This window comes from Rhizobium redzepovicii (assembly GCF_019793435.1).
GTDB classification, from domain to species: domain Bacteria; phylum Pseudomonadota; class Alphaproteobacteria; order Rhizobiales; family Rhizobiaceae; genus Rhizobium; species Rhizobium redzepovicii.
Genome location: NZ_JAILYH010000039.1, coordinates 1 through 18,646 on the forward strand (window position 1 = coordinate 1; position 18,646 = coordinate 18,646).

An 18,646-nucleotide genomic window follows, 5' to 3' on the forward strand; every position below is an offset into this window, starting at 1 on the left:
AAAGACCTCATGGTGCGATCGGCAACAAGGTGCCGATCTCGTTGGTGAATTCGGGAGGCGCAACCAGCCCGCCTCCCTGAATGAAGCCGGAAAACTCTAGCATCCGGTGGTCCAACGTTTGGGAGCGTTTCAAAGACCGCCGAGGCTCTAATCGCCGCCGGATGAAAATTCAGTGGCAGGTCATCTGAAATATCTGGCGTTCGGCAGCTTGGTCGCACCGCCACATTAACAGGCATCACAAACTACCGTGTTAGCATCAGTATCGTCCTGGGCTTAAAGAAGCTCGGTTCACGTTCCCGGAAAATTTGTTCATCGGGGCGGTAAACACTCTCGATTGAGGGCTTGTTCCACCATGATGGGAAGAACGGTCCCGGAAATGAGAACTGGTGATCTGGTCATCGCAAATAACCCGTACGCCAGCAATATCTTGAATCGGCTCATAAGTTCTTCCAGGGAACGACGACGCAAGTCCCCCGCCAGTCACGACAACAGGCTCGGTCCGTTAGCAGGAACCGTGGAGCTCGAATTTTATCTATGCTGTGAATGGGTATCATCCAAACAATCGATTTTACGAATTGAATGGCGTGATCCATTAGACGAGCATCTTGACGGAAATCAAGTCGTCGATGGCGCGCCCAGTGGTGTAGAGGGGTCAAATGTGTGGCTTTGGAATGTAATGCTTGCATAAGCGGTCGATCAGCCCATTGCATCACCTTGCAATCGTCGACAGCTCGGGGGTTCACCACCAATCGCACTCGGTACAGTCCGCAACGAGCCGCGGTATTGACAGATTCAGACGAGGCGGCCTGGTGACCGCTATTTTGGGGAAACGGCGTACGCTACACGCTGCCACGCGCGCGTTTCGACCTGCGTCCACGCGCGGCGTCATCATCCTACCCTTTGGTGGCCGGTCTCCGAATGCCACCAGGATAATTTACCGGAAAGGACGAGAGCAATGACGCACCTCGATTGCTCGTGCGAAGTGCACGGTGAGCGCGATGACGGCACTGGTAGTCACAGCGTTTATTTGACGTTCGACGACGGTCCGCATCCATTTTGTACACCGGAGATTCTCGATATTCTGGCTGAACACCGGGTGCCGGCAACATTCTTCGTCATCGGCGAGTTCCTGGCCGATCAATCTAAATTGATCCAGCGAATGATTGCAGAGGGACATGAAGTCGCCAACCACACAATGACGCATCCAGACCTGTCTGACTGCGAACCCGACGAGGTGCAACGTCAGATACTCGAGACAAACAGAGCCATAAAAATGGCGTCGCCTCAGGCGGTGGTGCGGCACATCCGGGCTCCTTACGGCATCTGGACCGAAGAAGTGCTCAAGGTTTCGGCGAATGCGGAACTCACTGCCGTGCACTGGTCGGTAGATCCGCGAGACTGGTCTCTTCCCGGGGCCGACGGCATTGTCAATGATGTGCTGCAGTCTGTCCGGCCGGGGTCAATCGTGCTCTTGCACGACGGTTGTCCCTCCAGTGAAATGCAACAAGGAACTGACCGCAGTCTGCGCCACCAGACTATCATGGCGTTATCTAGCATAATTCCAGCTTTGCATGATCGCGGCTTTGTATTCCGCTCGCTTCCTCGGGAGTTCTGATGGATATGCTTGACACAACCAGCACTGTCGCCGTCTCGCTTTATGCACTTCTCTCGACTGCTTATAAAAGCGTGCAGGCCGTTTATTCTCTGCCGACCGATGTTTCATTGGCGTCCCAGAGCTTGGCCGGCTTTGAGGAGCTGCCCAGCGTAGATGTCATCGTGCCAAGCTTCAACGAGGATCCCCGCACGCTTTCGGAGTGCCTGGCTTCTATTGCGGGTCAGGAATACGGGGGAAGGCTGCAGGTTTACCTAGTTGATGACGGTTCCGAAAATCGCGAGGCTTTGCGACCTGTGCACGAGGCCTTCGCACGAGACCCCAGATTCAATATTCTCCTGCTTCCCCAGAATGTTGGTAAACGGAAGGCACAGATCGCCGCGATACGCCGCTCTGCTGGAGATATGGTGTTAAACGTCGACTCCGACACGATCCTCGCATCTGACGTCATCAGGAAGCTCGTGCCTAAAATGCAAGATCCGGCTGTCGGCGCGGCCATGGGACAGTTGACGGCCCGCAACCGAAACGATAGTTGGCTGACCCGTTTGATCGATATGGAGTACTGGCTGGCTTGCAACGAGGAGCGTGCGGCACAAGCTCGCTTCGGAGCCGTTATGTGCTGCTGCGGTCCATGTGCTATCTACCGTCGCTCTGCGCTCGCTTCGCTGCTTGACCAGTACGAATCACAGTATTTTCGGGGAAAGCCAAGCGATTTCGGTGAGGATCGGCATCTCACCATTCTTATGCTGAAGGCAGGCTTTCGAACGGAGTACGTGCCGAGCGCCATCGCAGCGACAGTCGTTCCGAACAAGCTAGGACCGTATCTGCGCCAACAACTACGCTGGGCGCGGAGCACGTACCGGGACACGTTGCTTGGGCTGCGCCTGCTGCCCAACCTCCATCGCTTCCTTACGCTCGACGTTGTCGGACAGAACCTCGGACCGCTGCTTCTGGCACTATCAGTGCTGACGGGGCTCGCACAGCTTGCATTGACGGGCACCGTGCCTTGGTTGGCATCCCTGATGATCGTGGCCATGACGATGATCCACTGCAGCGTTGTCGCGCTCCGGGCCCGCCAACGACGGTTCCTCGGGTTCTCTCTGCATGCATTCATCAATATTTTTCTGCTACTGCCCTTGAAAGCCTACGCGCTGTGCACGCTGAGCAATAGCGACTGGCTGTCGCGCAGCTCTGCTGGCAACTCGAATCAACATCCGGCGACTGATGCGCGCACTACAGAATGTTCTGGACATGCGACAGCGCCTCGAAGGCTCAACCCCGCCCGCGATTCTGCCAGGCGAACGACGTCTGACTGCATGTGCAGCGACGAGTAAGATCTATTTACCGAGGTGAACGAGTTGACACAGAGCGACAATTATCAATTGCTGAATCGGGAACTGGCTGCACCCGATCCATGGGGACTCGACGCCAATCCATTCGAGCGTGAGCGTCACACGCAAATGCTCCGCTTGGCGCTTGCCCAGGGATCCATCTCAAATGCGCTCGAAGTGGGATGCGCTGCCGGCGCATTTACGGTGCAGCTAGCCCCCCACTGCAAACGGCTCACCGTGATCGATGTTGTGCCTCACGCTATAGAAAGATCGCGTCGACGCATGAGGGATTCTCCGCACATCAGCTGGATAGTCTCTGATGTTCAACAGTTTTCACCTGACGAGAGGTTTGATTTGATCGTTGTGGCGGAAGTGCTCTACTACGTTGGAGGAATAGCCGAGATGAGAGGGGCTGTTCGGAATTTAGTGCGGATGCTTGCGCCAGGTGGATATCTGGTTTTCGGATCGGCGCGCGACGCCAATTGTCGTCGCTGGGGCCACGTTGCTGGTGCTGAGACGGTCCTCGGCATGCTGAACGAAACTTTGCTCGAGCTAGAGCGGCTTGAGTGTCGGGGTGGGTCGGTCAACGAAGATTGCTTACTCGCCTGTTTCCGGAATCCGATTTCTGCCTCTTAACGGCCCCAACCCTCGACGTTCAGACATGGAGACACTATGCGCGTCTGTGGTACAAAATTGACCCGTGACGGAGCGGACGCGCTTGTCGAGGATGGGTGGCTCGCCTCCTGCGTCGAGCAGGAGAAGCGGGGCAACGACCCGCGATATGAAACTCTAGACAATCTCGACGTGATTGGCGCCGCATTGGCGCAACACGGTCCGGATCAACGCGTTATTGATCAAATCATCGATGGAAGGGGTGCAATGCTGACAGTTCTCTCGAATCCGTCGAGGGCCCCGGTCTCGTTCCAATGACAGGGCATTTCCCTGCAAGAACTATTATCGTGATAGGTGCCGCGCGGCCACCGCAGCCCGTGGCTCCGCCTCGTGGCGCCGATCTGCCTGGAGGAGCGTGCGCCTTATATAGTCATCCCTCGAACTCCGGATTGTGAAATGTTGTTTAAGCATCAGACGCGGATGAGATGCCAGGACAGAATTCCGGCTGTTGTCCATCTCGATGAATCTGCACGATTGCAGACCATCCCAGGCACTCTCTCCGTGAAGTCGCCGAGCTACTCTTCGAATGTAACAAGCTCAGGGACATTCGGCTGCTCTGCAACACGAGTGCCAATTACCACGGACGAGGCGTTTTCCCGGATGCTGCTGCGGCCCTTTAATGGAGACGCAATGAACACATACGGTGCGATGGACCAAGAAGAACACAACCAACCGAAGAAATGCCAGTCAACGGCGCCCGACGGTCAGATGAGCGCATGTTCATGTCCGCAATAGATTTTTCCGACGTAAGCAAGACATATGGCGACAAGGCCGTGGTCAACGCGCTATCGTTCCGCGTTTCTCCGGGGCAATGCTTCGGGCTGCTTGGACCGAACGGCGCGGGCAAGAGCACGATCGCACGCATGATCCTTGGCATGACAGCCCCTGATGCGGGGAAGATTACTGTGCTCGGCGTGCCGGTGCCTGCCCAGGCTCGCTTGGCGCGAAAGGGTATCGGCGTGGTGCCGCAATTCGACAACCTTGAGCCTGAATTCACTGTGCGCGAGAATCTGCTGGTCTACGGCCGCTACTTCGGCATGAATACACGCAAAGTCGAGGCGGTCATGCCGTCGCTCCTTGAGTTTGCACGCCTAGAGAGCAAGGTGAATGCGCGTGTGTCTGAACTTTCAGGCGGCATGAAGCGGCGCCTGACGCTAGCGCGTGCGTTGATCAATGACCCGCAGCTACTTGTCATGGACGAGCCGACCACCGGTCTCGACCCGCACGCGCGCCACCTGATCTGGGAGCGCCTGCGTTCCCTGCTTACGCGCGGCAAAACGATCATCTTGACCACCCATTTCATGGAAGAGGCCGAACGGCTATGCGATCGACTCTGCGTACTCGAAAGAGGTCGCAGCATTGCCGAAGGGCGTCCGCATGACCTGATCGATGAACTGATCGGGTGCGAAGTCATTGAGATCTACGGCGGCGATCCGCATGAATTGGAATCGCTGGTCGGGCCATATGCCGATCGCGTCGAAATTAGCGGCGAGACCCTTTTTTGCTATGTGTCCGACCCGGAGCAGGTGCGTGTGCGGTTGCGGGAGCGCGCGGGCTTGCGCATTCTGCAGCGTCCGCCGAATCTTGAGGATGTGTTTTTGCGGTTGACCGGGCGCGAGATGGAGAAGTGAACGATGGGTGAAGGTTGTGCCGCGGCTCTGCCCGCCAACGCTTTTAACTGGATTGCGATATGGCGACGCAACTATCTGGCATGGAAGAAAGTAGCACTTGCGTCAATTGTTGGAAGTCTGGCCGATCCTATGATCTACCTTTTTGGCCTCGGCCTTGGCCTCGGAATTATTGTGGGTCGCGTTGACGGCACAACTTACGTTGCGTTCTTGGCGGGCGGCATGGTGGCGACAAGTGCGATGACCTCTGCGACGTTCGAGACGATTTACGCGGCCTTTACGCGAATGCACGCCCAACGCACCTGGGAAGCCATGCTCTACACACAAATGACACTTGGGGACATCATCCTGGGTGAGTTGGCATGGGCAGCGAGCAAGGCATTTCTTGCCGGTACGGGAATCATAATCGTCGCCACCGTGCTAGGCTATACGACGTGGCCATCAGTCGTCTATGTGCTGCCAGTTATCATGCTCACTGGATTTGCATTCGCGAGCCTTGCGATGGTAGTCACGGCGCTTGCGCCCAGTTACGAGTATTTCATTTTTTACCAGACGCTCGTCCTGACACCAATGCTGTTCTTGTGCGGCGCGGTGTTTCCAATCGCGCAACTGCCCCAGGCCTTTCAGCAGGTAGCGCAGTTCTTGCCTCTAGCGCATGCGATCGACCTCATACGCCCGGCAATGCTTGGGCGCCCCGCGGGCAGCATGGGCATGCATATAGGCGCGCTTTGCATCTACGCGATTTTGCCGTTCTTCCTGTCGGCAGCGCTGTTGCGTCGGCGCCTGATGTCTTGACGCTACTCGCCACCACGCCATGAGGGGTATTGCGATGCAGTATCTTGAAAAGACCCGCAGAGCTCTGAAGATAATCATCATAGTCCGGGAACAAATGAACCCGTGTCGGCGCCGGTGAGACGATGCAGGTTTGTCGCTCTGCAACTGGCCGAACTCGGAAGCAAACACCCTTCAGGAAGATCCGGCGTGTATCAGGAGAAAAGCAAATGAAGGTCATCTCAATCGCTACGGCGCTCTTTGCTCTGGCGTGTCCCGCGAACGCGTTCGAAAACAATGCGGTCGCGGCTACGCCTATCTTAAGGACCGATCGTACGATTGCCGGTCAGCCCATCATCGTTCCACGGAAGGATGTCGAGGTCATCGCTTCGATTTATGAGATTGCGCCCGGTGCGACGTTGCCAATTCATCAGCATCGCTATCAGCGCTATGGCTATGTGCTTTCCGGGGAGATCACGGTCACCAATACAGAATCTGGGAAAGAAAGCATTTTCACGGCAGGGAATTTTATCGTCGAGTCCTGGGGGATATGGCATAAAGGGGCGAACAACGGCACCGAGCCGGTAAAGCTGCTCGTGATCGATCAGGTGGAAAAGGGCAGTGAGAATGTTCTGCCGCAAAAATAAAGACGTTGAGGTATCACCGGAGGGCAATCTGGCGCCACGGCTCGGATGTGGTGAACCCGTCCCATATTAGGGGTTGGTTTGCCGCTCCTTGCTAGAGTCTGTCAGCGCTAATCGGAATCGTGCGGAGATTCCCTTGCCTTCAATTTTGTGATTCAAGGTCATTGCTGGTGTGGAGGCCGGCAATGATGGTGCGACCTCTTTCTCTGGATTTGCGAACGCGCATTGCGACAGCGTTGAGTGATGGCATTACGGTTCGCGCCGCAGCGGAGCGGTTTGGCATATCGGCTGCGACAGCGGTGCGGATCGGACAACTCGATCGTTCAGGTAAAGGCCTGGTGCCGGCGAAGATCGGCGGCTATGTCAAACCGACACTGAGGGGTGCGGCCGCCGATGCAGTGCGTCAGCGGCTACAAGTCAAGTCCGACTGGACGGTGCGCGCACTGTCGGCGGACCTGAAGGCTGCGGGGATCAACGTGTCTCACGACACCGTCTGGCGCTTTCTGCGCAGCGAAGGCAAGACCTTCAAAAAAAACGATGGTGGCAAGCGAGCAAGACCGCCCGAAGGTGGCCCGGTTCCGGATGCGATGGAAGACCCATCAGCACCGGCCTGATCCGGACCGTCTCGTCTTCATCGACGAGACTTGGGTCAAGACCAACATGACGCGCACCTGCGGCTGGTGTCAGCGGGGAGAGCCCCTCATTGCAAAAGTCCCTCATGGTCATTGGAAGACACTGACCTTCCTGGCCGGCTTACGCCGCGATAGCATCGTTGCCCCCTTCGTCCTCGATGGTCCCATCAATGGCATCGCTTTTACCGCATGGGTTCGCCAATGTCTGGTCCCGACACTCAAATCCGGTGACATCGTCATCCTCGACAATCTGGGAAGCCACAAGGGAAAGCCGGCCCGCGATGCGATCCGAGATGTCGGTGCACATCTCTTTTTCCTGCCGCCCTACAGCCCCGACCTCAATCCCATCGAGATGATGTTCGCAAAGCTCAAGACACTCGTCAGAAAGGCAGACGAACGAACCGTTGAAACTACATGGAGACGCATTGGAGAACTCTTGAAGGCGTTCAGTCCCCAGGAGTGCTCCAACTACCTCAGACATGCAGGGTATGGTTCAGAATAACCCTGACAGACTCTAATGTCGATTGGAGCTGCGTGAACCTTCGACTTGCGTCGTCGACAAACTGTCGAGGAGGTTGTTTCATTGGTCGTTGAACGGCGGGCGTAGGAGAGCATCTGTCCAGTTCCTCCATACTTGGTCGTCAGTCAGCGCGGCTGTTGGGCCAGCGGGACAGGATCGATCATCCGTGAGACTGTAGCGGCGACGTCTCAAAGAGGCTCCTCATTCCGACGCCATGAATCACGCCGAACGACAAAACCACGAAAGAATGCTAGGAAATCCTGAGACGTCTCATTACCTCATGGGGCGAGGGCATGCGGGATGCTTCCTGACATAGCACGTCCCGCATCCAGAGGCTTGCCTGACCACTATTGTGAAGCGCGGGCCATTGGAGGGCCTGTGTGAACGCGGGCAGCGGTAGCGGAAGGTCGGCGATCCGCAGGGGTATTGTCTTTTCGAGCTGCTTGACCAGGCGTAAGGGCATTGTCGCTATGCGCTCGGTCCCTGAAAGCATGAACGGAACCATGCTGAAGCCCTGCACGACTACTTCGACATGTCTCTTAAGCCCATGCCCAAGCAAACACCATTCCTCGAAGGAAGCCGTCCTAGCGTTCCCAAACTTCACCACAACGTGTCCCATCGACATATACCTCTCGAGTGTAAGTTGCTCCGAGAGTAGCTTGTTCGAGTGGCAGCCCACGCACACGAGGGTCTCCTCGAATAACGCCACCTTAGGATGTGCGCGCGACATGAGCAATTCCGGAAAGATGAGAAAATCGGCGTCACCGCGCCGCAAGTACTCATCGTAGTTATCGGCGATCGGCAGCAACTCGAAGCTGACGGCGGGCGCTTCTCGGGCGACACGCGTCACGACCTTTTCAAAAAAAACGAGTGCGGCGTAATCGGAAAGAATAACTCTGAAGCAGCGATCCGATTGAGCAGGGCAAAACGGATCCCAAGATATGATCGAGACCTGGATGTGAAGCAGAGCCTCGCGGACCGAAGGCGCGAGCCGCTCCGCACGCGGGGTTGGAACGAGTTCGCGACCGACCATGGTAAAAAGGTCGTCATTGAAATAGGTGCGTAACCTGCCGACGGCCGCGCTCATGGCCGGTTGGCTCAAGTTGATGCTGCGCGCTGCCGCCGTGAGATTACGCTCGGTCATCAGGGCGTCGAGTGCGACGAGGAGATTCAGATCAAGGCCCTTGAACCGCATGTCTTCATCCGTAGCGAGGTGGCGAGATAAAAGGTGAAAAGGCTTGGTGTCGCAATGCGGCGCCACGAGAGATCAGCAAGCAAAGGGTCGCCTAAAATTGAGAAAGTATCGATGTTCCAGCCGCCGTGGCTTTGATGGTCTTACTGCTACCTTCAACCGACACGATTCAGTGGTGCCTGATCATTCTGGCGAGTAGCAGTGTTTTCCGCGGATAAAAGTTTCGGTCTGCGACGTCGATCACTTCGGCGCCTTCAATACGTACTTCGGGGGGTAAGACGCACTCGTAGCACTCACCTTCTTCGGCAGGAGTATCTTGGCAATTGAAGTCTTGAGTGTGCTCCGCTGAATGGGCTTTGTCAGCACCATTCAGGTTTGCGCGGGGGTCACTTGTCGCCGGGCCGCAATCTTGGTTACGATCATCTGCTGCAAGTGACGGCCCGGCCCGCAATGCCAATGCGAGCAACGCTGCAACGATGACGTAGTAACCAGTAACCTTCATGAGACGTTTCCTTTCTTCGGCTAAGGCCAGGCGATACCAGGTAGGATTGATGCCATTCCCGCCGCCAGTGCTTCGGGGCTACAGGCGTTGTTGGATTGGTTGAGAGCCTTTCAACGGATCATACCCGGTGGAGTGGAGACGGCCGTCTATGGAGCATCCGCGAAAATTGGTGAAATCTATTGTTTAAATGCGAGTCATCCATTCGATGCATGTAGACGACGTCTTGCCTGCCCGAACCAACAAGTGTCGCCAAACCCACTGTTTTCAGGGGCGTCTTTTCACCCAGTCCTTCTATCCTCAGTGGGCTTGCGCATGTCGTTGCCGCCATCCCCTTCATCCGGGATAGCAAAGGGCGCCGCATGCGGGAGGGACACCCCTGCGTCTCCCGTCAGGCTACGACATTTTGTTCGATCGGCTGCCTTGTATGGAGAAGACCGGATTCCTGACGTTTCAGTGTCATCGTTTTGCAATGAGATAGAGGTAATGGCCGCAAGCCGGCTGGGTCGACCACGTTTGGCTTCCATCGCGGAACGTCGCCGTTAGCTTTCGACGTTCATTTCGAATGATCGTAGCGTGATGAACAAGTCGGTCCACCGCGGCAAGCGTCATGGCCGGGTCCGGAAAGACGCGGTTCCATTCTCCAAAGGGCTGATTGGCGGTGATGATGATGGAGCGCCGCTCATATCTTGCGGAGATGAGTTCGAAGAGCACGCGGGTTTAGGCCTGGTCCTAGTGACGTAGGCCAGGTCGTCGAGGATAAGCAGATCGAACTTGTCGAGCTTTGCGACGGCGGATTCGAGCTGGAGTTCACGCCGTGCGACCTGCAGTTTCTGGACGAGGTCGGTCGTGCGAGTGAACAGCACCCGCCAACCGTTCTCGATCAGCGCGAGGTCGAGGGCCGCGGCGAGATGGCTCTTTCCGCCGCCCGGCGTACCGAACATGAGGATATTGGCACCTTTCGCGACCCAGCTGTCGCCAGCGGCAATGGCCATGACCTGGGCCTGGAGAGCATAGGGACTGCATCAAAATCAAAGCTGTCGAGCGTCTTTTCCGGTGGCAGGTTTCGCCTGGGCAAAATACGCCGACGCTTTGCGCACAATCGCGTTGGCCTGACGAAGCTCGCGGCTCTCCCGCTCAAGAGCCTTCATATTCTCAGCGACATCGTTCGGCCGGCCTGCTCGCTTACCGCTATCGACCTCGGTCTTCTTCACCCATTCGTGCAGCGTGCGTGGCCGGCAAGAAACCGATCTTGGCCGCGATAGATGAAACGGCAGCCCACCGCGCGGGGTGCTCGGCTTCGTGATCCAGCACCATGCGGAGGACTTCAGGCGAGAAATTGTTCGTTGTCTTGCTCATATCGGCTCCAATCTCTCATGAGTTGAAGCCTCCGGCAAACTCGCGCGGTTCTTGAATCCCAAAAAGGGAACCGGCTATAGGCTTGAGTTTTTAAGCAAAACGTCACCCTCCACTCCTCGGGGATACTCAACTACCACCTGGAAGGAAGGTAAGAGCTCAAGAATGGCGCGCAGGGGAAGCTGACCTTCATAGAGCTCATGATCACTATACTCAGCATATATGTAACGCGTTCTCATCAGGATCTGATTGCCACCGGCAATAACGTCGGCCTCGGCTCCCTGCACATCCATCCAGATGAGATCTATGTTCTCTAGGCCAGCTTCGCTGCACCAGTCATCCAGCCTCCTAGTCTCAACCGAAATCGGAGGGTCAAACCGAACCCACTCGTACTCAGAAAGATGGTTCTTGGGACGGCGTATCGAGCCCGAGAGATCCCATTCCTTAGCGCTGTCATTGCCATTGCTGGGATGAAACTCGATCCTCGCGTTTCGGTCGCTGATCGCAACCTCGGATAGCCTCATCCGATCCCGATCAGAACCCATTTTTCCTTGAAGCGTGCAGCGGCTCTGGGGTCTGGCTCAAAGCAATAGAGCTGGGCGCTCGGAAGAAGGCGCAGAAAGCGTTGAGCATCGCTTCCGTCATTGCACCCAATGTCAAAGATTACAGGGTTAGGCTTATCGAGAAGCGAAACGATCTGTCGATGTACGTCTAACCCACACACCGGATCCATCACATTCTCCTTAAGTTTTCGAAGTGCCACTGCTGAACGAGCTCGGGCAGGATATCACTGAAATACCGAGCCATTTGGCCCTTCTTTCGACATGGTTGTTGACGCTTCGCCGTGCGATAGGTGGGCACGGCGCATTGTCTGTCGCGGGCTTTGTTATTCGCGAGTTTGTTTGGCGTAACGAAGCGACCCCAAGCTATGCTGAAAGCCCACTAGTCACCGAGGCCTCAGCGGGGACGGATACCTGTGATTTGCGGCCACGTACCGGGCTTAAGCATATGCAACGCTGCTCCCAAATCTGCCGAAGTTCATTTAGGAAAGTCTCACGACTACCTGAAACCGGCGCGATTCCATCCAAAATGTCTCCAACCAGGGCTTCTCCCTCAATCCTAATTAGCTGTTCAAACAACTCCGGTGAAATACGCACGGCCTGCAGGCTGGAGGCGCCTGTGCGGATCTCACATACAGTCTCTTGCCGATCCAGGGTGGAATATGCACGCGCCTGATGGAGACTTGCGTAAGGTGGCAAGGAAACTGCTAGTTTATTCCACTCCTCCATCGTTGAGATTCGCTTCTTGACGAGAAATGGACCGATCACAAGTGCATCCAGGTCGGTCGTCAAAAAAGTCGTTACGGCATCCCTAACCGAATCTACTACCGGCTCGGCGTTGTTGTTAAACGACGTGTTGAGCAAGATCGGAACGCCGGTTCGCTTCCCGAAAGCATTGATTAGCTCCCAATATGCGGGATTTGTCTCGCGTGACACTGTCTGCAAACGAGCCGTACCATCTACGTGCGTGATGGCGCCTAGCGAACTACGCTTGGGTTCGCGCACAGACACTACGAAATTCATAAAAGGAAATTTGCGCAAGGTACCTGGCAGATCAAAGAATTCCACGGCGTCCTCCTCCAATACCGAGGGAGCAAATGGGCGGTAGCCTTCCCGCTTCTTGACCATCATATTAATTCGATCCTTGTTTGACGCCGGCCTCGGTTCAGCAAGAATACTCCGGTTGCCTAGCGCCCGTGGACCGAACTCCGAACGCCCCTGCACCCAGGCGATCACGGCGCCATCCGCAATCCATTCGGCTGCTTTGCCTGTCACGTCATCACTGCGTTCAATTTCGAGATGCTGGCCCCAAGCAAAAAGTTCCTCCTCCACGCTTCCTTCGCTCTCCAGGTCGGGTCCCCAATAGACGTTTTGCAAACGCTCACGAGGTGCCGGATGCCCCAGATCATGAGACGCCATCAATGCGGCGCCTAGTGCGCAGCCAGCGTCATGGGCCGCCGGTTGCACGAAGATGTCGTCAAACATCCCCGAGTACAGCAGCTTGCCATTCAAAGTGCAGTTGTGTGCCACTCCTCCGGCCAAACACAGTCGTTCGATGCCCGTAACCTTGGTGTAATGCCGTAGGACGTGGAACACGATCCGTTCCAGTGCTTCCTGCAGTGAAGCACTCACATCTTTATGCTGCTGCGTGAACGGCATGCCTTTCTGGCGTATTTGAATGTTACTGAGCAACGTAGGACCAACTCGGTCGAGATGGACCCGATAACCACCGTCGTCTAGGAGTTCGTAAAATTGTTCGAAGATCTCGCGGTACGAAGCGGGATTGCCGTAAGGTGCCAGACCCATGATCTTATATTCATCGAACGCGCCATAACCTAGGTAGCGGATCGTTTCCAAGTATAGCAGCCCTAGAGAATCATTCTCCGGGAATGTCACGAGTGGCTCAATCTCCGTGCTGGAACCAATCGCCAAAAGCCCCGAAAGAAAGTCTCCACCGCCGTCAATTGAGAGGACCAAACTTCGCTCGAAGCCCGACATGAAAAACGAGCTCACGGCGTGCGACATATGGTGGCTCACGAAGGACACACGTGAGGGATCAATTTCGGCACCAAATTCTTGCCCGAGTAAGCCGCACAAAAACAGTCTCGCATCCGGTATTGGGGTGCTTGGGTAAGAGAGGCGCACGCGCTCGAGCACAGCGTTGCAATAGGCCTCGGTCGCATAATACGCGATGCGGTCGATGTCGCTAAGCTGAACACCTGCAGATGCGAGGCAATATTGAATCGAACGCGTTGGTAACTTGTTGGAGTGCTTGATCCGGTTAAGGCGCTCCTCCTCGACCGCCGCTATCACTCGCCCGTCGCGAACGAGAACCGCAGCCCCATCGTGCATAAAGGTGTTCGGTAGATCGAACGAATTTTCGTAGACTCTGCTTAGACCGCCACTGAGCCCTAGACACAGCATGTTGCTCTCCAGTTCGTTTCGAAAGGTAGGTCGCTCTGGCCTGGCCACCGGCTTTCGTAGTTTCATAGGGTGGCGCTTGACAGTGCAGCTAGAGTTCACGGGTCGAAGCCGAAATCAGATCGTGACCGGATCGGTGAGATTGCCGACAATCGGCGCTAACAGAGCCCCAGACCGAAGCATTTGCGGCAGTAACGCCGCGTAACGTATCCACATTACCCAGTCCTTCATCTTTCCGCCCGACAGCCACAACGACGTTTGGTGGTCGCTACAAAGGTCGCAGACCGTATCCTTGCAGCGGCGAGTGCGCCTGCGTTGGCTCCGAGGCATAGCACACAGAATTCCGCCGCCGGCCTCCGTCATTCGCATATGCGCCAGTACCGAACTCAGCTACCACGCGGTGGGACCGCCATTGATAATCACGTCGAACGGCGCCCACGGCGTGAGAACCGATCTGCAACAACGCTAGAAGGGGAAGCAGTAGAAAGATGACCAGCGCGCGGTGAAGACGAATAGGAGGCGGCATCGACCGGGGCAAAAGTGCGTCCCGTGAGAGCCCACTGAAACGTCGAGAAGCAACGACCAAGATTCTACTCGATCACGTCGAGCGCAAGATAACGATCGAGACCAGGCAGCAGACCGACTGCCTCATCTCGTTTTCCCAGCACAGTCTCCACGGCACCCGAGGACCCATTTTAAGAACTCCGAATTACGGCTTTTACAAAACGCTTCTTCAGCGTCTTCTAATGGCAACCGTTTCGATCAGTAAAATCGATTGTTTGGATGGAATGCATTCACGAAAACGATGGCGTGACTCAGCAGTGAAGCGAGCGGCGACCCCATCCTTCTCTCTATGGCGGCCGTGTGCAAGGCAGATCCGCCTGTGACATTCGACCGACAAACTCCTCGTGTCTTGTCATAAAAGCAACACTCCTTCGCTACTCTTGTTTCAGCCGACAAAGCCAAGCCGCATGTTCGTCTCGGCACATCAATGAGCCTAATGGCGGCGCTAGCTGCAAGGAAACTGCGTTCGGTCTTGGTCAGCACCGCCGCTGCGAGTGCCGCGAAACGTGGGCCAAGCGCTTCAACATTTTCCCCGGCGTGAGTGCGCAGCATCTGGTCTTTGAAGCGCCAGCCGACGAAGGAGAAGCCTGGGTTGGTGCGCGGCTCCTTCACCACTTAGGGACCGGGACGATAAATCGGCAGAGGCCGCGGTAACTCCAAAAAATAACGCGGCGCTAAAAAATTGGCCTCAGGCTAGACCGTGGGTATAGACTGGTAGTCCGGTAGGCGCTATTCGTGCTGTTCCAGCATAACATCAGCCACCCCGTGGATTCTCCAAGGCCTCTTATATTGAAAAAAGTGCAACGCAGTTTTGCCGTCGAGTACAAGAACGGCAGGCGAAAACTTGATGCCAGATCGAACTCGATCTGGGGCAATGTGGATCTAAAGTCAGTCGCGCGCGATCTAGAGGAAGAGGCATTGCCTTTTCTGTCAGGTAGCTCTCAGAGTGGCAAACCCGACAGCGAAATGTCTTTGCCGGAACAAGATCAGGCCGAGCAGTTGTTGACAGCGCCTCTCGGGCCGTCGACAACTGCATCAGATACACAGGAGATGAGCATGGCCGACGAGACTAATACGACAACCAAGGTCGATGGACAGACCGTTGTCGAAACGCCTAATGCGCCGAAGAAACAGCGCAAACCGCGCGCCAAAAAAGTCGCGGCACTCGAGACCGCGTTAGCTGACGCTACGGCAGAGCCGGCAGCTGCGCTGGCCGGGGACGGTGGTGTGAAGAGGAGAGGGCGCAAGACAAAGGCTATCGAAGCCACGGCGAGCGCCAAACGCGCACCTGTGCACCGTGCTCCAAAGGCTGTGCAGGCAGCGCCGGCTGCCCCGATGACGGCGAGCGATGAAATGGCAGACCTTTTGCAGTTGGAAGAGGAAAATCAGCGGCTGCGCAAGCTTCTTGCTGAAAAACTTCGCGCTGAAAATGAAGATCTGCGCAAACGGCTCAAGCTCGATTGATATAAGCAGCCGGTCAATAAGCGACCGTATCTACATTCTTATCGAGACAAACAATTCGGCAACGGTAATGCTGTTGCCGGACCCCAAACTCACTGCCTGCTTGCGGGATAAAACGCGAGGTCGGATAGATGGCGTCTCCCTGGAAACTTCTTGCCCGACTGATCTCACCGGGTCGCGAACAAAAGCGAGAAAACGGTTCGGACCAGAAGGTTACGCCGGACACATTGGCCATTGCCGGTCCGACCGAAACGCCTGCCGAGAAGAGCCTGATAAGCGCCGTTCGACCGGCAAGCGAGGGGCCTCCCCGTCACGGCCATTCTCCTGCAATTTCCACCGAGTTTGTCGTTTCTAAGGAAGTCGGAATCGGTGGCCACGATCAGGTAGAAGGCCAAGATGCCAAAAACGTTGAGGCGGCCGATCCACCTCCATTCGGCGGGCTTAGTACCGACATCGCCGCTGGGCACGATGCTACGAGGCTCGAGCGAACTCTCGAGGTCGCCCCGCGTAAGAAGGCATCAGCCGCGATTGCAAACGCTGCCCCGGCAGTTCACACTGCGGACCAGATGAGCCTCGACGAAGACATCAGGGTGCTCAGGAGGCAACTAGCCAGAAAGCTAAGGCTGCAAAACGCGCAGTTGAGAACAATGCTGGAGCGGTTTGAACGGTGACCTGTCGCAGTGCAACAACCTGTCGCCCCGGGCATGTAGTGGAGCCAGCGGCAGCATCACCTGTGTACGGCAAGGACAAATAATTGGGGTCCGAACACGGTCCCATTTCGTCGAGATCAACGACAAGAGTGTTTAGGCCATGTTCTAGGCATTTAACCGCGCTCGATCGCCACCGTGGACATCGAGCCTGCCGCAGGTTTCCTGGATGCGCGTCTCCGCCGCCTGCGCAATCGAAGCCGCATTGGTGGCGTCAAGCTGAACTGTCCGGGCGTCTGGTCCGTTTTGAACGAAGGTGTCGCCTGCTTCAAGTTGGCGCGCTCAACCGAGCCGGTGAAGCCGTGCTGCGCCAGACCTTTCACGATATTTGACGGCGGATTTCTTTGCCAGTGGCGAGAGCTGAACTGTGACGCGATCGAGACCGACACATGCCATGGACTGCGAATTCAGCGATCGATTTAAAATCGAGCAATTGGGGGCTTGCCTCCTGCCTAACATCTCGACGAACTCGAGCTCGATTATGTGATCACTCCAAGGCCCTCCGTTTGCCAGTCTAGATCGGCTGGCGGCCAAGATAAGCATCGAACGCGGCAGCGACATGGCGAAGGGCAGAGCGACGTTCGTGCCGCACACGGACTAAACCGTTGTCAAACTCAACGATCCCATCCTCAGCCAGAATCTCTAGCTGCTTAGCTGAACTCACTAGATGGGTCTGATCAAATCCCTGAGCCGTACAGATTGCTGATATGTCCGCCTCCAAGTAGCACATGAGCTGTTCGATGATTGCAGCTCTTACGCGATCCTCGGTAGTTAAACGGTAGCCCCTTGAGATCGCCAAGCGGCCGGATGCTATGTGCCGGTTATAACAGCTTTGCGTGAGATCGTTTTGAACGTAACCGTCGCCGCAACGACCAATGGCGGACGCGCCCAAACCGATGACAGTTGAGCAGGTTTCGGCAGAGTAACCAAGCGAATTTCGGCGCAGACGACCAGCTCTCTGTGCTATTGCAAGCTCGTCATCCGGCAAAGCAAAATGGTCGAGACCAATTTGCAGATAGCCTGCTGCAACTAACGTATCGGCCATGGCTGAGGCCTGCTCAGCTCGCGCGGCTATATCGGGCAGTGCTGCTGTGTCAATCAAGCGCTGATTTTTTCGAAAAGATGGAACGTGGGAATAACCGAAAACCGCGAGGCGGTCGGGACGCATCGCAATAGCTAACATAGCGCTCTCGAGACAGGACTGGACGGTTTGGTTCGGCAAACCGAACATCAAGTCGAAATTGATACGCCTGACCCCATACAGGCGGAGGTTTTCGACGGCGGTCATCACTTGCGCCTCGCTCTGAATCCGGTTGATCGCTTTTTGTACGACGGGATCGAAGCTCTGCACACCGACGCTTGCGCGATTCACACCGGTCCTTTCTAGGGCTTCGGCCATATCGGTGGTGAACGTGCGCGGGTCGACCTCAACGGCAATGGTTGCACCTCGCTCAATCGCAAAACGGCCGCGCAGGAGTTCCATTAGCGACAGGAAGTCTGCCGATGGCATAATGGTCGGGGATCCGCCGCCAAAGTGCACGTCACCCACTGAGAGTGCCTGCGGCACTTGCTCGGCGACCAGGCGGATTTCCTCGCGCAGCATTGCTAGATAATTGGTTATCAAAGTGTCCCGACGAGTGATGCTAGTCGGAAAACCACAATACCAGCACATCGAGCGGCAGAATGGAATGTGGAGATAGAGCGAGACAGCGTCATCAGTTCCCTGGCTTCTCAGCCATTGCTCATGAGTGTGGGCGCCGATTTCTGAAGAAAACTCCTGTATTGTTGGGTAGATAGTATACCAAGGCAACTGCACCCCGCTATTTGTGTTCGGAACGAAAATCGACGACGGTGCGCGCAAAGACTTTCGCCTGCAGTCCGTGTCACGTTCACATACAATATTTGACACGTTTTTTTCCTTCGAAAGCTTGGTCCTATTGGGCACATGCCACGCCCGGAATGGACTTGATGTTCGATTTGACGTCGCATTCGGAAAGGGCCTTCGGCTCATCGCCAGGCTCGTCGCCGCTCGTTGCGACGCTGAGGTGCTTCTTGCGGCGCTTCGCCGCCTTGTCT

15 protein-coding genes and 5 pseudogenes are annotated in these 18,646 nt (G+C 56.0%); 11 read left to right on the forward strand and 9 right to left on the reverse strand.

All coding sequences use genetic code 11. From position 1 onward, the window contains the following. Positions 1-184: 184 nt before the first annotated feature. Positions 185-554 (reverse strand): annotated as a pseudogene (locus tag K6N12_RS34940) (nodulation protein NodZ); the annotation flags it as partial. Positions 555-955: 401 nt separating this feature from the next. Here K6N12_RS34940 and nodB point away from each other — a divergent pair. The 9 genes and pseudogenes from nodB (at position 956) to K6N12_RS33060 (ending at position 7,792) form a co-directional block, all read left to right on the forward strand. Then, positions 956-1,615 carry a chitooligosaccharide deacetylase NodB gene (gene nodB / locus K6N12_RS33020; RefSeq protein WP_004679213.1) on the forward strand — a complete coding sequence of 220 codons (660 nt, stop codon included), beginning with the start codon at positions 956-958 and terminating at the stop codon, positions 1,613-1,615. Beyond that, positions 1,615-2,946, forward strand: coding sequence for a chitooligosaccharide synthase NodC (gene nodC, locus K6N12_RS33025; RefSeq protein WP_004679211.1), 1,332 nt, complete (start codon positions 1,615-1,617; stop codon positions 2,944-2,946). The genes nodB and nodC overlap by 1 nt, the downstream gene beginning before the upstream one ends. 15 nt (positions 2,947-2,961) lie before the next feature. Next, entirely contained in the window at positions 2,962-3,579 is a 618-nt protein-coding gene (gene nodS, locus K6N12_RS33030; RefSeq protein WP_010028264.1) for a nodulation methyltransferase NodS, read from the forward strand. Between the two features lie 36 nt (positions 3,580-3,615). After that, a complete protein-coding gene (locus tag K6N12_RS33035; protein WP_004679207.1) occupies positions 3,616-3,873 on the forward strand; it encodes a carbamoyltransferase N-terminal domain-containing protein in 258 nt (85 codons plus the stop codon). Between the two features lie 66 nt (positions 3,874-3,939). Continuing rightward, a pseudogene (locus tag K6N12_RS33040) lies at positions 3,940-4,232 on the forward strand (carbamoyltransferase C-terminal domain-containing protein); the annotation flags it as partial. A gap of 99 nt (positions 4,233-4,331) precedes the next feature. Continuing rightward, positions 4,332-5,246, forward strand: a complete 915-nt coding sequence (nodI, locus tag K6N12_RS33045; protein ID WP_018247215.1) for a nodulation factor ABC transporter ATP-binding protein NodI — start codon at positions 4,332-4,334, stop codon at positions 5,244-5,246. Positions 5,247-5,249: 3 nt separating this feature from the next. Next, positions 5,250-6,038 (forward strand): ABC transporter permease, encoded by a 789-nt coding sequence (locus K6N12_RS33050; protein ID WP_004679202.1) that lies wholly within the window; start codon positions 5,250-5,252, stop codon positions 6,036-6,038. Positions 6,039-6,244: 206 nt separating this feature from the next. Further along, entirely contained in the window at positions 6,245-6,661 is a 417-nt protein-coding gene (locus K6N12_RS33055) for a cupin domain-containing protein (RefSeq protein ID WP_004679201.1), read from the forward strand. Positions 6,662-6,846: 185 nt separating this feature from the next. Continuing rightward, positions 6,847-7,792, forward strand: a protein-coding gene (locus K6N12_RS33060; protein ID WP_165918605.1) for an IS630 family transposase whose coding sequence is annotated in 2 segments (ribosomal slippage) — positions 6,847-7,185 and positions 7,187-7,792 — 945 coding nt in all. Because the reading frame shifts where the segments join, the coding sequence is not laid out codon by codon here. Positions 7,793-8,060: 268 nt separating this feature from the next. On the opposite strand, the gene nodD1 is transcribed toward K6N12_RS33060, so the two are convergent. From nodD1 to K6N12_RS33090, 6 genes and pseudogenes are all read right to left on the reverse strand, one after another. Continuing rightward, positions 8,061-9,005: a transcriptional regulator NodD1 gene (gene nodD1 / locus K6N12_RS33065; protein ID WP_018247214.1), complete on the reverse strand. Its 945-nt coding sequence runs from the start codon at positions 9,003-9,005 to the stop codon at positions 8,061-8,063. A 166-nt stretch (positions 9,006-9,171) separates the two neighbouring features. Next, positions 9,172-9,504 (reverse strand): nodulation protein NolE, encoded by a 333-nt coding sequence (gene nolE, locus K6N12_RS33070; protein ID WP_018247213.1) that lies wholly within the window; start codon positions 9,502-9,504, stop codon positions 9,172-9,174. Positions 9,505-10,046: 542 nt separating this feature from the next. After that, positions 10,047-10,591, reverse strand: a pseudogene (istB, locus tag K6N12_RS33075) (IS21-like element helper ATPase IstB); the annotation flags it as partial. Then, positions 10,557-10,860, reverse strand: a pseudogene (locus K6N12_RS33080) (transposase); the annotation flags it as partial. The pseudogenes istB and K6N12_RS33080, both read right to left, overlap by 35 nt. Positions 10,861-10,934: 74 nt before the next feature. Beyond that, positions 10,935-11,381, reverse strand: a complete 447-nt coding sequence (locus tag K6N12_RS33085; RefSeq protein ID WP_269466793.1) for an FkbM family methyltransferase — start codon at positions 11,379-11,381, stop codon at positions 10,935-10,937. Positions 11,382-11,783: 402 nt separating this feature from the next. After that, positions 11,784-13,841: a carbamoyltransferase family protein gene (locus K6N12_RS33090; RefSeq protein WP_004679190.1), complete on the reverse strand. Its 2,058-nt coding sequence runs from the start codon at positions 13,839-13,841 to the stop codon at positions 11,784-11,786. Positions 13,842-15,191: 1,350 nt separating this feature from the next. Here K6N12_RS33090 and K6N12_RS33095 point away from each other — a divergent pair. Both K6N12_RS33095 and K6N12_RS33100 read left to right on the forward strand, forming a co-directional pair. Continuing rightward, positions 15,192-15,866 carry an MreC domain-containing protein gene (locus tag K6N12_RS33095; RefSeq protein ID WP_008536492.1) on the forward strand — a complete coding sequence of 225 codons (675 nt, stop codon included), beginning with the start codon at positions 15,192-15,194 and terminating at the stop codon, positions 15,864-15,866. Between the two features lie 128 nt (positions 15,867-15,994). Continuing rightward, the gene (locus K6N12_RS33100) at positions 15,995-16,534 is read left to right on the forward strand and encodes a hypothetical protein (protein ID WP_004679185.1); all 540 of its coding nucleotides are present in this window, start codon (positions 15,995-15,997) and stop codon (positions 16,532-16,534) included. Between the two features lie 550 nt (positions 16,535-17,084). On the opposite strand, the gene hemN is transcribed toward K6N12_RS33100, so the two are convergent. Together hemN and K6N12_RS33110 are read right to left on the reverse strand one after the other, a co-directional pair. Next, positions 17,085-18,431, reverse strand: coding sequence for an oxygen-independent coproporphyrinogen III oxidase (gene hemN / locus K6N12_RS33105; protein WP_018247211.1), 1,347 nt, complete (start codon positions 18,429-18,431; stop codon positions 17,085-17,087). 88 nt (positions 18,432-18,519) lie between these two features. After that, positions 18,520-18,646, reverse strand: a pseudogene (locus K6N12_RS33110) (nitrogenase); the annotation flags it as partial.

Bases quoted from the DNA above. Each gene is read 5' to 3' on its own strand.
- K6N12_RS33090 (WP_004679190.1), bottom strand. From the start codon at position 13,841: ATGCTGTGTCTAGGGCTCAGTGGCGGTCTAAGCAGAGTCTACGAAAAT.
- K6N12_RS33055 (WP_004679201.1), top strand. From the start codon at position 6,245: ATGAAGGTCATCTCAATCGCTACGGCGCTCTTTGCTCTGGCGTGTCCC.
- K6N12_RS33085 (WP_269466793.1), bottom strand. From the start codon at position 11,381: ATGAGGCTATCCGAGGTTGCGATCAGCGACCGAAACGCGAGGATCGAG.
- nodD1 (WP_018247214.1), bottom strand. From the start codon at position 9,005: ATGCGGTTCAAGGGCCTTGATCTGAATCTCCTCGTCGCACTCGACGCC.
- nodC (WP_004679211.1), top strand. From the start codon at position 1,615: ATGGATATGCTTGACACAACCAGCACTGTCGCCGTCTCGCTTTATGCA.
- nodI (WP_018247215.1), top strand. From the start codon at position 4,332: ATGTTCATGTCCGCAATAGATTTTTCCGACGTAAGCAAGACATATGGC.
- K6N12_RS33035 (WP_004679207.1), top strand. From the start codon at position 3,616: ATGCGCGTCTGTGGTACAAAATTGACCCGTGACGGAGCGGACGCGCTT.
- K6N12_RS33100 (WP_004679185.1), top strand. From the start codon at position 15,995: ATGGCGTCTCCCTGGAAACTTCTTGCCCGACTGATCTCACCGGGTCGC.
- K6N12_RS33050 (WP_004679202.1), top strand. From the start codon at position 5,250: ATGGGTGAAGGTTGTGCCGCGGCTCTGCCCGCCAACGCTTTTAACTGG.
- nodB (WP_004679213.1), top strand. From the start codon at position 956: ATGACGCACCTCGATTGCTCGTGCGAAGTGCACGGTGAGCGCGATGAC.
- nolE (WP_018247213.1), bottom strand. From the start codon at position 9,504: ATGAAGGTTACTGGTTACTACGTCATCGTTGCAGCGTTGCTCGCATTG.